Annotated in this window: 13 protein-coding genes; 9 read left to right on the top strand and 4 right to left on the bottom strand. The window is 66.6% G+C overall.

Features of this window, described 5'->3' with window-relative positions:
* The first annotated feature begins 2 nt into the window (after positions 1-2).
* Positions 3-848 (top strand): AraC family transcriptional regulator, encoded by an 846-nt coding sequence (locus CCK87_RS17340; protein WP_086462685.1) that lies wholly within the window; start codon positions 3-5, stop codon positions 846-848.
* Here the strand turns inward: CCK87_RS17340 and CCK87_RS17335 are convergent.
* Together CCK87_RS17335 and CCK87_RS17330 are read right to left on the bottom strand one after the other, a co-directional pair.
* The gene (locus CCK87_RS17335) at positions 811-2,154 is read right to left on the bottom strand and encodes a PQQ-binding-like beta-propeller repeat protein (protein WP_140162918.1); all 1,344 of its coding nucleotides are present in this window, start codon (positions 2,152-2,154) and stop codon (positions 811-813) included. The two genes, CCK87_RS17340 and CCK87_RS17335, sit on opposite strands and share 38 nt — an antisense overlap.
* A 13-nt stretch (positions 2,155-2,167) precedes the next feature.
* Complete coding sequence (locus CCK87_RS17330; RefSeq protein ID WP_086462683.1) at positions 2,168-2,644, bottom strand: hypothetical protein; 477 nt, start codon at positions 2,642-2,644, stop codon at positions 2,168-2,170.
* Positions 2,645-2,793: 149 nt separating this feature from the next.
* Here CCK87_RS17330 and CCK87_RS17325 point away from each other — a divergent pair, with 149 nt between their 5' ends.
* Positions 2,794-3,882 carry a C2 family cysteine protease gene (locus CCK87_RS17325; protein ID WP_086462682.1) on the top strand — a complete coding sequence of 363 codons (1,089 nt, stop codon included), beginning with the start codon at positions 2,794-2,796 and terminating at the stop codon, positions 3,880-3,882.
* 7 nt (positions 3,883-3,889) lie between these two features.
* A complete protein-coding gene (locus CCK87_RS17320) occupies positions 3,890-4,189 on the top strand; it encodes a hypothetical protein (RefSeq protein WP_086462681.1) in 300 nt (99 codons plus the stop codon).
* Positions 4,190-4,197: 8 nt separating this feature from the next.
* Here the strand turns inward: CCK87_RS17320 and CCK87_RS17315 are convergent, their stop codons facing one another.
* Positions 4,198-5,640 (bottom strand): PLP-dependent aminotransferase family protein, encoded by a 1,443-nt coding sequence (locus tag CCK87_RS17315; protein WP_170927340.1) that lies wholly within the window; start codon positions 5,638-5,640, stop codon positions 4,198-4,200.
* Positions 5,641-5,721: 81 nt separating this feature from the next.
* Here CCK87_RS17315 and CCK87_RS17310 point away from each other — a divergent pair, with 81 nt between their 5' ends.
* Positions 5,722-6,336, top strand: a complete 615-nt coding sequence (locus CCK87_RS17310) for a GNAT family protein (RefSeq protein WP_086462679.1) — start codon at positions 5,722-5,724, stop codon at positions 6,334-6,336.
* 48 nt (positions 6,337-6,384) lie between these two features.
* Here the strand turns inward: CCK87_RS17310 and CCK87_RS17305 are convergent, their stop codons facing one another.
* Positions 6,385-6,987, bottom strand: a complete 603-nt coding sequence (locus CCK87_RS17305) for an NAD(P)H-dependent oxidoreductase (protein ID WP_086462678.1) — start codon at positions 6,985-6,987, stop codon at positions 6,385-6,387.
* Positions 6,988-7,124: 137 nt separating this feature from the next.
* Here CCK87_RS17305 and CCK87_RS17300 point away from each other — a divergent pair, with 137 nt between their 5' ends.
* The 5 genes from CCK87_RS17300 to kdpB all read left to right on the top strand — a co-directional run bounded on the left by CCK87_RS17300 (position 7,125) and on the right by kdpB (position 12,066).
* Positions 7,125-7,526 carry a helix-turn-helix domain-containing protein gene (locus CCK87_RS17300; protein WP_086462677.1) on the top strand — a complete coding sequence of 134 codons (402 nt, stop codon included), beginning with the start codon at positions 7,125-7,127 and terminating at the stop codon, positions 7,524-7,526.
* Between the two features lie 79 nt (positions 7,527-7,605).
* Positions 7,606-7,821, top strand: coding sequence for a hypothetical protein (locus tag CCK87_RS17295; protein ID WP_086462676.1), 216 nt, complete (start codon positions 7,606-7,608; stop codon positions 7,819-7,821).
* A gap of 367 nt (positions 7,822-8,188) precedes the next feature.
* Complete coding sequence (locus tag CCK87_RS17290) at positions 8,189-8,278, top strand: potassium-transporting ATPase subunit F (RefSeq protein WP_104279474.1); 90 nt, start codon at positions 8,189-8,191, stop codon at positions 8,276-8,278.
* Positions 8,279-9,952, top strand: a complete 1,674-nt coding sequence (kdpA, locus tag CCK87_RS17285; protein WP_086462675.1) for a potassium-transporting ATPase subunit KdpA — start codon at positions 8,279-8,281, stop codon at positions 9,950-9,952.
* A gap of 14 nt (positions 9,953-9,966) precedes the next feature.
* On the top strand, positions 9,967-12,066 hold the full coding sequence (gene kdpB, locus CCK87_RS17280; protein ID WP_249273966.1) for a potassium-transporting ATPase subunit KdpB: 2,100 nt from the start codon (positions 9,967-9,969) through the stop codon (positions 12,064-12,066).
* Positions 12,067-12,111: the final 45 nt, after the last annotated feature.

The following is a 12,111-nucleotide window of genomic DNA, read 5'->3' as shown; positions in this document are numbered from 1 at the left end:
CCATGTCCGCTGCCACATACTTGCTGCCCGAGAAGGCAACGGATGCGTCACCCGATGTTCCCGATAAGACAGACGCCCCTTTTTTCGCCTCTCGCTCTCGGGTCGACCAGGGAACCCTCTTCGCCACCCACCAGCATCAGGAGGATCAGCTCGCCTGGATGGTCTCCGGCTCGATGGAACTCTCCGTCCAAGGCGAACGCTGGCACCTCCGTCGAGAGCACCTCGCATGGATCCCCGCCGGCATCAGCCACGAGATGGCCTTCGACGAGCCGGGCGAATTGATCAGCGTCTACGCCGACACGGCTCTGAGGCCGAGCGGTGACTCGTGGAGCAGACCTCGCGCCCTGCAAGGGGAGGCGCTCGCGGGAGCGCTGATGCTGCACCTCGTAGATGCGTCGCCGGATGCTGCGCGGCGCCAGCAGGTTCGGCAACTGCTTGCCGATCTGCTCGCGGACGCCCCGGCGCAGCACGACGCCGTGGCGTTGCCGCGCGACCCGCGCGCCCGAGCCGTCGCGTCGTCATTGCTCGCGCATCCGGCAGACCAGCGGTCGCTCGCGGCGTGGGCGCTCTCGTCGGGTGTGAGCTCGAAGACACTGGCTCGAGCGTTCCTGGCCGATACGGGCAGTTCGTTCCGCGAGTGGCGCGTGCGGGCGCGGCTCCATGCGGCGGCCCGGATGCTGGGGGACGGCGATGAGGTTCAGCACGCCGCGCGGGCGGTCGGCTACGAATCGGTGAGTAGCTTCATCACGGCGTTCAAGGCTCGATTCGGCACGACGCCGGCGCGCTACAGGCTTGCCGTGGCGCCGACTCTCACGTCAGGGGATAGACAGCATGACCGGCGTCCATGATGCCTTCGTCGACGTAGCATCCCGGTCCTGGTGCGGGGCCGAAGAGCTCTCCGTCGGGTGACAGTGCCCAGCAGAGGCGGGTCACGTCGCCCGTGAAGTCTCGAGTCCGACCGCTCAGCGCAATCCATCCCGAGTACGCGTCGATGTTGTAGTCGTCGATGGACTCGGCGTCGGGGATGGTGACGAAGGCGTCAGTGCCCGGGTTCCACATCGCCGCGCCCGTGTCGAGGTCGACGACGACCCAGACATCGGCCGAACGGTAGCGTTCTGTGCTCGACAACGACCTGATCTTCCCGGCCGGCGGTTCCACCGTGTGTGCTCGACCACTGGCGACGTCGATCGCCGTGAGTTCGATCGAGTCCCCGAGTGCCTCGCTGGTGGTAAAGATCTCGGGTCCGTCGCCTTCCACCATCCACGGCTCGTCGACGGGCGTCGACCAGAGTTGCGTGCCGTCTGAGGGGGACCTGCCCAGGAGGGTGTCGCCGTCTGTCTGGAGGAGGACGTCGCCGACCAGCCTCGAGGATCCGGAGCAGTCCACGTTCGCGACTGTGGTGCTGCCGTCGGCCACAGAGAGAACCTCCGCCGGGCCGCCCTCGTGGTCGACGATCACGTGAGATCCCTCGGGGGCGACGGAGTATCGATCGATCGGTCCGAGATCGCACTCCATCACGGGGCGGCCAGGGCGTTGCCAGACCGTCTCGCCGGTCGTCAGATCGAGCCCAAGGGCTTCGAATTCCGTGTCGGACACGGCATGCGAGACCACGAGAATGTCACCGCTTGCGGCAATTCCTCGTGCGGATAGGGGGGAGCGCCAGAGTTCGTCTCCGGTCGACGGTTCGACCGCGATCGTCTCATCGGAGGTGGTCAGAACAACGATGTCGGAGCGGACGAGCATGGGATCGATAATCCCGCGATCGATGCTCCACACGATGTCTCCGGAGGCTGCGTCATAGGCGGTCCCTCCAGAGATGAGCAGATCGCCCGAGCGGGCAGAGAACCCGGACACCCCTTCGAAGACCCTCCTATCCCAATGGGGCAGGGTGTTCGATGAGATGCCGGTCAGGGCGACCACGCCACCGGCCACGACGAGGGCGCCCACGGCAACGCCGGCGATCACCTTCCACACCACTCGGCGCATGGCCACGGCGATGAGAATCGCGCATCCGATAGCCAGCGCGGCAATGCCCAGCCCGTAGGGGATGTGCCGCCACTGCCAGATGATCGTGGCAGCGATCAGCAATGCACCCAGCAGGGCGATGACGACGCCCAAGGCATAGCCGCGGCGACGCGGTCGTTGTGGCGACACAGGACTGGTCCTCTCAGCAGTCGGTGTCGGTTACGGCAACCGACAACTCGATGAGCGTGTACGTCTTGTCGGAGATGTCCAGCGTGGCCCCACTGTCGTCGCGAGATGCAACTCCGGTCCAGCCGCCCTCGAGCTTCTGTTCCGACAGGGAATCGAGATCGTGGTTTGTGAGCACGGGATTGATCACATCTGCCACCGCGTCCCACCCGCCGGACGTCTCCCGTAGTGACGGTTCGCCTCGCTGCGTTGCCACCACGAAGGTGCACCGGTCACCATCGGCCACGACACGGGTCTCGTCGTCGTCGCTCCATGCGATGTCGGGGTATTTCTGCTCGAGTGCCGCCACGACGTCGTCCATCACCGGTTCGTAGCGTTCAGCGGCGGCCGCGGAATCCATGCTCGGGGAGGGGTCGGAGGCCGCGCATCCCGACAGGGCCACCAGGGCGGCGGTCACAACGAGCGCGGCTGCGAGTCGGGGCACGGGAGTCATGCAGCCAGCGTACTCAGGGCGAGGATGTCGGCGGATGGGGAGATCTACCCATCGACCCGTCTTGTATGACTCGTTACGCTCGCTCCATCCGGCAGGACCAGCCGGCATGACCACTACCGGCGGCTTGTCGGGCGAGAGATGAGGATGCGATGGGCTCGTTCTACGGAGCAGACGTTGCCGAGCTGAGGGCCCTCGCCAAGCTCGTCGATTCCAGCGGCCAGCAACTCGACGGTGCCATGGCGACGCTCTCCGGATGTCTGGCCCAGACGCCATGGCACGGTCCCGACGGTGCAGAGTTCACAAGCCTGTGGAACTCGACGTTGAAGGGCAGTCTTCACCGGGCGAGTGGCGGGTTGATGCACGCCGCGGCCGCATTGCGCACCAACGCAGACCAGCAAGAGACGACGTCGACGGATGGCGACGGTCCGGGCGGCTCCGGCTCTACGTCGGATCACCCGAGGGGTGGGGGCGTCGGTGACAAGCCGGGCGACCCGGATCCTCACGACGGAATGGGCGAGTACAGGGACATCGATGGCCCTATTCCGTTAGATGAGGAGGCGCTCGACCCGACCAATATGGCTCAAGGCCAGGTCGGAGACTGCTGGTTCCTCGCGGCGGCCGGTGCTGTCGCCGGCAGCGACCCCGAGTGGATCCGCGAGCATATGTGGCAGAACCCGGACGGCACGTGGACGGTCAAGTTCTACAAAGACGGGGAGCCGAACTACATCCAGGTCGAGCCGACCGTGCCGGTCAAGTCGGTGAAAGATGCCGACGGCCACGACAACTGGCTATCCATCTACGAGAAGGCGGCGGCCGAGTACTTCGGTGGCAATTACGACGACATCGACGGTGGATGGCCGAACGACGCCTTCGAGGCCATCACGGGTAACAAGTCGACCGACCTCGGTGAGTCGAACCTCAATGAGATCAGCGAACACCTCGCAGACGGACCCGTCTCCGTCACGACGGAGAACGACGACACCCTGTGGTGGTTTGACGACGAAATCGACGACGACGGCATCGTTCCCAACCACGCATACATGGTCGACGCCGTCGAAAATCACGTGAACCCCGACACGGGCAAGACGGAACAGATGATTCATGTCTTGAATCCATGGGGGCCCAACGGGGGCAATCTGACTGGCGAGGACGGCGACCACCGCTATGGTGACGTCTGGCTCACCGAGCAGGAGTACAAGGACAATTTCACCAACGCCTACACGGGCTCGACGAAGTGAGGATGCGATGAGTACTTCTGAGAACACGGAGACAGACACCGAGACCGTCACCGCGGAGCAGGGATCGCAGCCGACGATCGCGGGGCTGCGCATCGGGATCATCGATGCGGCGACGCGCGACGGCGTCTCGAAGGCTCGCCTCCTTCTGCGTCCCGCATCCGGTGATCGGGCCGTCACGGTGACCGTCGGGGAGTCGATCGAGCTGTCGGATGGCGTCACCGCGGCGCTCGACGCCGTCGACCCGGGCGCCGGCAGTCGGGGGCGACCGACGGTGACCATCACGGTTTCTCAGAAGCCGAGCGAATAGCCGACCAATCAGACGATCTCGCGTCGGATCGCGACGAGCGCCGACTGAAGATCGAGGTCGGTCGCAGCGCCGTAGCCGAAGACGATCCCTTCGCGGTCGGCAGCGGTCTGCCCGAAGTAGTGCCTGGCGAGCTCGGTCACGGCGACGCCGCGGCGCGACAGGCGCTCGGCCAGATCTGCGTTCCCCGTGCCCGCGGGCGACGAGAGCACCGCGTGTAGTCCGCCGTCGAGGGCGCTGAGCACGAGCGGCGACCCGACGTCGCCGTCGAGCGCATCCACCACCAGGGCGCGCTTGTGTGCGTATGCGCGGCGGGTGCGGGCGAGGTGCCGGCTGAGTCCGCCACTGTCGAGGTAGTGCGCCAGCGCCTGCTGCGGGATGCCCGACACGGTTTCGCCGACGTCGGCCCGGGCATCCAGAATCGCGGCGCGCACAGCCGGATCGCGCGCCACCACGTACCCGCATCGCAGCCACGGCGTGATGACCTTCGAGTAGCTGCCGACGTGCACGACGAGGCCGGAGTCGTCGAGCGACGCGATCGACGGCAGCGCGCGTCCGGCGTGCCGGAACTCGCTGTCGTAGTCGTCTTCGATGATGATCGCGTTCGTTCGCTCGGCCCACTCGAGCAGCTGCAGCCGGCGCCCCACGTCGAGGCTGCCGCCCAGCGGATACTGGTGGCTGGGCGTGACCAGCAGGGCGGTCAGTCTCGCGCTCTGCACGGCGTCGAAGTCGACTCCGCCGTTGACGACATCGATGGGCACGAGTTCGGCGCCGAGCCGCGCGAGCACCGCGCGGCTGCCTACGTGACCCGGGTTCTCGCATCCGACCCGCAGCAGTCGGCCGTGCTGAGCCGCGAGCCCGAGCGCGACAAGCGCGAGCCCCTCGCGCGCCCCGGAGGTGACGATGACCTCGTCGGGGTCGCACGCGAGCCCGCGAGAGTGAAACAGGTGCCGTGCGATCTGCTCGCGCAGGGCCGGCAGCCCTGCCGCGGGCGGGTACACGGAGGCGACCTCGCCGGCGGTTGCGCGACGCCAGGCGGCGGCCCAGTCGCCACGCGTGATCGACGCGGTCGAGGGGATGCCGGGGCGCAGCTCGATGGGCGGGCTCGAGGGGTCGGTCGTCGGCGTGGCCTTGTCTGCGCTCGCCGTTCGTTCGCCCGGATCGTTCCGGGCGTGCAGCTCTCGCATCGGCACGCTCGTCGACACGAAGGTGCCCGAGCCGTGAACGGTATCGAGATATCCCTCGCCCGAGAGTTCGTCGTAGACGCGCACGACGGTGCCGCGCGCGACTCCGACGGCGGATGCGACGGCGCGGCTCGATGGGACCGCGTCGCCCGGGCGCATCCGCCCGCTGAGGATGGCCGCGCGGAGGCCCGCGGACAAGCGGTCGCGCGGGGAGCCGGGGCCATCCGGTGCGATCATCTCGACGATGTCGACTGCGCGTGCGTGCCGCATGGCGATCCTCCCAACTGGTCTCATGGAACTCGCCCATAGTGGCATACGTTCTGATCCACTTGCTCCAGCAGTATCGGATGCATGACACTCACGATCTCCCCCGTCACTCTCACCGGAACCCACGTCGTTCTCGAGCCGCTCAGTCACGACCACCACGACGGGCTGGTGGATGCGGTGCGCGATGGCGAGCTCTGGAAGCTCTTCTACACGACGGTGCCATCGCCCGAGGGGATGCGGGCCGAGATCGATCGGAGGCTGCGGCTGCAGGAAGGGGGCTCGATGCTGCCGTTCGTCACTCGCCTGCGCGACCGCGAGACGGGAGAGCCGGGCCGCGTGATCGGCATGACCACGTACATGGACATCGACCACTCGACGCCCCGGCTCGAGATCGGTTTCACCTGGAACGCAGCCTCGGCTCACGGAACGGGCACGAACCCCGATTCGAAGCTGCTTCTTCTCGGGCACGCCTTCGAGACACTCGGATGCGTGGCCGTCGAGTTCCGTACGAACTGGATGAACCAGCAGTCGCGCGAGGCCATCGCGAGGCTGGGTGCGAAGCAAGACGGCGTACTGCGCAGCCATACCCGCACGGGTGACGGAACTCTGCGCGACACCGTCGTGTTCTCGATCGTCGAGAGCGAGTGGCCGTCGGTGCGCGCGGGCCTGCGGCGCCGCGTCGAGAAGGTTCGGGGCTGACCGGGCCGGCCCATCGCATCCGGTGATGGGCCGACCGGAGTCACTCGGTCAGGCGGCGACGGTCTCGTCGACGTCGTCGCTGTCGGCCGTCGTGGCGGTGTGCAGCGGCTCGAGAGCCTTCGACCAGGCCACGAGCTGGTCGAGCATGGTGTCGACCTGCGGCAGCAGGTGGTCACCGGGTGTGAAGGTCGTGTAGTTCTCGAACTCGGTCATGAGCGAGATCGCGACCTGGGCGCGAACCGTCGCCAGCTGCAGCTCGGATGCGATGAGACGCAGGTGCTCGACCGCGCGGGCTCCGCCGACCCCGCCGTAGCTCACGAAGGCGGCCGCCTTGTTGTTCCACTCCTTGTAGAGGTAGTCGAGTGCGTTCTTCAGCACGCCGGAGGTGGAGTGGTTGTACTCGGGGGTCACGAAGACGAAGCCGTCGAACTCGTCGATCTTCGCCGACCAGGCCTTGGTGTGCTCGTTCTGGTAGACACCCCACGCGGCGGAGCCGGGCTCATCGAGGTGCGGCAGCGGGAAGTCGGCCAGGTCGACGAGCTCGAACGTCGCGTCGTCGCGCTTCACGGCGATGTCGCGAACCCACTTCGCCACGGCCTCTCCGTTGCGTCCGGGGCGCGTGCTGCCGAGAATGATTGCGATCTTGGTCATCGGGGTTTCTCTCCTTAGGAACTTTTCGTGCCTAACGCACGTTGTCAGTCATACGAAGAGGTCGAGGGCGTGATTTAGTCCCGTCTCCGACCGCGCACTTTCGAGTGCGTCACGCACACGAAGGGAAGTCTCGCGTTATGACGGCACTGTCGATCGCAACCGCTGCGCAATCCGTCGAGGGACTCGACAAGGCGTGCGAGGTCCCCTCCACTCGAAACCTCGTGCGCGACATCTTCACCATGACCGGCGACCGCTGGTCGATGCCCGTGATCCGCGCCCTCGACGGCGGCCCGACGCGCTTCACCGTTCTGATGCACGACGTCGAGGGCATCTCGCACCGGATGCTGACGCGCACGCTCCGCTCCCTGCAGAGAGACGGTCTCGTCAGTCGCACGAGCTACCCGGAGTCGCCTCCGCGGGTCGAGTACGAGCTCACCGAACTGGGCGAGACGCTCAGCGAACCCGTGCGCGCCTTCATCGGATGGACACAGCTTCACCAGGCCGAGATCGAGGAGAGTCGGCGTCGCTTCGACGCGTGAAGCGTGGGGCCAGCATGCTTTCCGCGAATTCCCAGCGCCCGCTCATACGGTGGAGTCAGTCAACCGGAAGGAACGAACCATGAGTTTTCTCGAGAACGCCAAAGATGCTGCAGAGGCCACCGGTAAGAAGATCGGCGAGGCGGTCGACGACGCGAAAGAGCGCCTCAGCGACAAGGCCGACGAGGTTCGGGCCGAGGCCGAGGTCAAGCGTGCGGAGGGCGACGTGAAGCGAGCCGAAGCCGAGCGCGATGCCACTGAAGCCAAGAACGAATACAAAGAGAAGCTGCGCGACTAGAAGCGACACAACGAACGAAGGCCCCGGGTGACGAACCCGGGGCCTTCGTCGTGAAGAGGAGTCGTTCCCTGAGCTTGTCGAAGGGCGGCTGGTCGACCAGCGCGGTGTGCGGGGGCTGCCTTCGACAGGCTCAGGGAACAGGCACAGCCGTATCGACATCGTATGGATGCCCGGGACGGCCGTTAGGAATCCGTTAGGGCGCGGGATGACGCTCGAAAGCAGGTATCTACTCGGATGAGCGACCCCGGCCGGGGCGCGTCACGTCACATCATCCGATGGAGTTTTCCGTGCTCGACCTCGTCTACGTTCTCGGCATCTTCGCCGCGTTCGCGCTCGTCGGCGTCATCGCCTGGGGGGTGTCGAAGCTGTGATCGTCTTCGACACGCTCGCGGCGGTGCTCGCCGTCTCGGCCCTCGCGTATCTCGTCTACGCACTCGTGAAGCCGGAGAAGTTCTAGATGGACTCTTCACTTCTCGCAATCCTGCAGGTCGGCGCCCTCGCCCTCGTTCTCGTCGTCATTCACCGTCCGCTCGGCGACTACATGGCCCACATCTACTCGTCGACGAAGGACCTGCGCGTCGAGCGCGGCTTCTACCGGCTCATCGGTGTGGATGCCCGCGCCGAGCAGAGCTGGATGGCCTACCTCCGCAGCGTGCTCGCGTTCTCGCTCATCGGTGTACTGCTGGTCTACGCGATCCAGCGGGCGCAGGCTGTGCTGCCATACTCGCTCGGCTTGCCGGCCATTCCCGAGGGGCTGTCGTTCAACACGGCCGTCTCGTTCGTCACGAACACCAACTGGCAGAGCTATTCGCCTGAGGCGACCATGGGCTACACCGTGCAGCTCGCCGGCCTCGCAGTGCAGAACTTCGTCTCTGCCGCGGTCGGAATCGCCGTGGCCATCGCCCTCGTGCGCGGCCTCGCCCGCACCCGCCAGGGCACCCTCGGCAACTTCTGGGTCGACCTGACCCGCGGCATCCTGCGTCTTCTGCTGCCCCTCGCGGTACTGGTCGCGATCGTGCTGGTCGCGGGAGGAGTCATCCAGAACTTCGCCGGCTTCACCGATGTGACCACGCTGAGCGGCGGGGCGCAGAGCATCCCCGGCGGGCCTGTCGCCAGCCAGGAGGCCATCAAGATGCTCGGTACCAACGGTGGCGGCTTCTTCAATGCCAACTCGTCTCATCCGTTCGAGAACCCCACCGGGTTCACGAACCTCGTTCAGATCGTGCTGATGCTCGCCATTCCGTTCAGCCTTCCCCGCACCTTTGGCGCGATGGTGGGCGACAAGCGCCAGGGCTACGCGATCCTGGCTGCAATGGCGACCATCTTCGTGGTGTCGCTCACGGCGCTGACCCTGTTCGAGCTGGGCGGCGCGGGCACGGCTCCGCAACTCGCCGGTGCGGCGATGGAGGGCAAGGAGACGCGCTTCGGCATCGCCACGTCGACCCTCTTCGGCTCGGCCTCGACACTCACGTCGACCGGCGCGGTCAACTCGATGCACGACTCGTTCACCTCGCTCGGCGGCATGATGCCGATGATCAACATGATGCTCGGCGAGGTCGCACCAGGAGGCGTGGGCTCGGGCCTCTACGGAATGCTGATCCTCGCGGTGATCGCGGTCTTCATCGCCGGCCTGCTGGTCGGACGTACCCCCGAGTACCTGGGCAAGAAGCTCGGCCCGCGGGAAATCAAGCTCGCGAGCCTCTACATCCTCGTCACCCCCACCCTGGTGCTCGCCGGCACCGCTCTGAGCTTCGCCATTCCGGCGGTCAGAGCCGATGTCGAGGGCACGTCGATCCTGAACCCCGGGCTGCACGGCCTCAGCGAGGTGCTCTACGCGTTCACCTCGGCGGCCAACAACAACGGGTCGGCCTTCGCGGGCCTCACGGCGAACACCCCCTGGTTCAACACCGCTCTCGGCGCGGCCATGCTGTTCGGCCGCTTCATTCCGATCGTGCTGGTGCTGGCGCTCGCGGGCTCGCTCGCCGCGCAGCCCAAGATCCCCTCTACCGCGGGAACTCTGCCCACGCACCGTCCGCAGTTCGTGGGCCTGCTCGTGGGCGTCACGATCATCGTGTCGGCCCTCACCTACTTCCCCGTTCTCGCACTCGCTCCACTCGCTGAAGGGCTGTAACCACAGCTATGTCCATGCTCACTGCAACAGTCATCCCCGCGCTTCCCGGGGCCCTGCGCAAGCTCGATCCGCGCCAGATGTGGCACAACCCCGTGATGTTCGTCGTCGAGGTCGGCGCCGCGCTCACGACCCTGCTGGCCGTCGCCGAGCCGTTTCTCGGAGGGCCGGCCTCATCCGGCGGCTCGCCCGTACCGGCCACGTTCACCGCGGGAATCGCCGTGTGGCTCTGGCTCACCGTGGTCTTCGCGAACCTGGCCGAATCCATCGCCGAGGGTCGCGGCAAGGCTCAGGCCGACAGCCTGCGCCAGACCCGCACCTCGACGACCGCGAACGTGATCGCGTCGTATGACAGCGAGTCGGATGCCGGTGGCCTGCGTGCCGAGACACGTCCCGTCTCGAGCGCCGAGCTCACTCTCGGAGACCACGTCGTGGTCACCGCCGGCGAGCTGATTCCCGGCGACGGCGACATCGTGTGGGGCATCGCCTCGGTCGACGAATCCGCGATCACAGGCGAGTCAGCACCGGTCGTGCGAGAGTCGGGCGGCGATCGCAGCGCCGTGACCGGCGGCACCCGCGTGCTGTCGGACCGCATCGTCGTGCGCATCACCTCGAAGCCCGGCGAGACGTTCGTCGACCGCATGATCGCGCTCGTCGAGGGCGCGTCACGGCAGAAGACGCCGAACGAGATCGCCCTCAACATCCTTCTCGCCAGTCTGTCGGTCATCTTCGTGGTCGTGGTGCTGACGCTCAACCCGATCGCGGGCTACTCCGCGGCCTCGGTGAGCGTGCCCGTTCTGGTGGCGCTGCTCGTCTGCCTGATTCCGACCACCATCGGCGCGCTGCTCTCGGCCATCGGCATCGCCGGAATGGACCGTCTGGTGCAGCACAACGTGCTCGCCATGTCGGGCCGCGCTGTCGAGGCGGCGGGCGACGTGACCACGCTGCTCATGGACAAGACCGGAACGATCACCTACGGAAACCGCCAGGCCGCCGAGTTCTCGGTCCTCGACGGTGTCGCCCCGCTGGAGCTCATCGAGGCGGCCGCCAGCTCGTCGCTCGCAGACCCCACCCCCGAGGGCAAGTCGATCGTGGTGCTCGCCGAGACGAAGGGCTTCGTGACGCCCGACGATATCGATGGCGTGATCGTGCCGTTCACCGCGCAGACCCGCATGTCGGGACTCGACCTTCCCGACGGTTCGCAGATCCGCAAGGGTGCCGGCTCGGCCGTGCTCGCGTGGGTCGAGGAGTCGGGAACAGCGGCCTCGTCGACCGTGGCGCAGCTCGACGAGCAGGTGCACCGCATCTCGAACGCGGGCGGCACGCCCCTGGTGGTCGCCGTGAAGGCGCCGCCCGTCGGAAAGCAGCCGGGCGAAGCCCGCATCCTGGGTGTCGTCTATCTGAAGGACATCGTGAAGGAGGGCATCGCCGAGCGGTTCGCCGAGCTGCGTGCCATGGGCATCCGCACCGTGATGGTCACGGGAGACAACCCGCTCACCGCGAAGGCCATCGCAGCCGAGGCCGGGGTCGACGACTTTCTCGCCGAGGCGACGCCCGAGCAGAAGCTCGAGCTGATCAAGCGCGAGCAGGAGGGCGGCAACCTCGTCGCCATGACCGGTGACGGCACCAACGATGCGCCCGCGCTGGCCCAGGCCGACGTGGGAGTCGCGATGAATACCGGTACCTCGGCCGCGAAGGAGGCCGGCAACATGGTCGACCTCGACAGTGACCCGACCAAGCTCATCGACATCGTGCGCATCGGCAAGCAGCTGCTCATCACCCGTGGTGCGCTCACCACCTTCTCGATCGCGAACGACGTGGCCAAGTACTTCGCGATCATTCCCGCGATGTTCGCGGGGGTGTTCCCGGGGCTCGCGCTGCTGAACATCATGCAGCTGCACTCGCCCGCCTCGGCGATCCTCTCGGCGATCATCTTCAACGCGATCATCATCGTGGTGCTCGTGCCCTTGGCACTCCGCGGCGTGAAGTACCGGGCGCTGTCGGCCTCGCGCATCCTCGGCCGCAACCTGCTGATCTACGGACTCGGCGGAGTCGTGGCACCCTTCATCGGCATCAAGCTGATCGACCTCGTCGTCACCCTGATCCCTGGTTTCTAGGTCTCGCTACGGCCGCAGGCGGCCTACTCGACCAGCGCATACAAA

Source organism: Agreia sp. VKM Ac-1783 (genome assembly GCF_900177765.1).
Classification (GTDB): domain Bacteria; phylum Actinomycetota; class Actinomycetes; order Actinomycetales; family Microbacteriaceae; genus Agreia.
The sequence above is the reverse complement of the archived record's forward strand: the minus strand, read 5'-3'. Positions and strand labels throughout refer to the sequence as shown.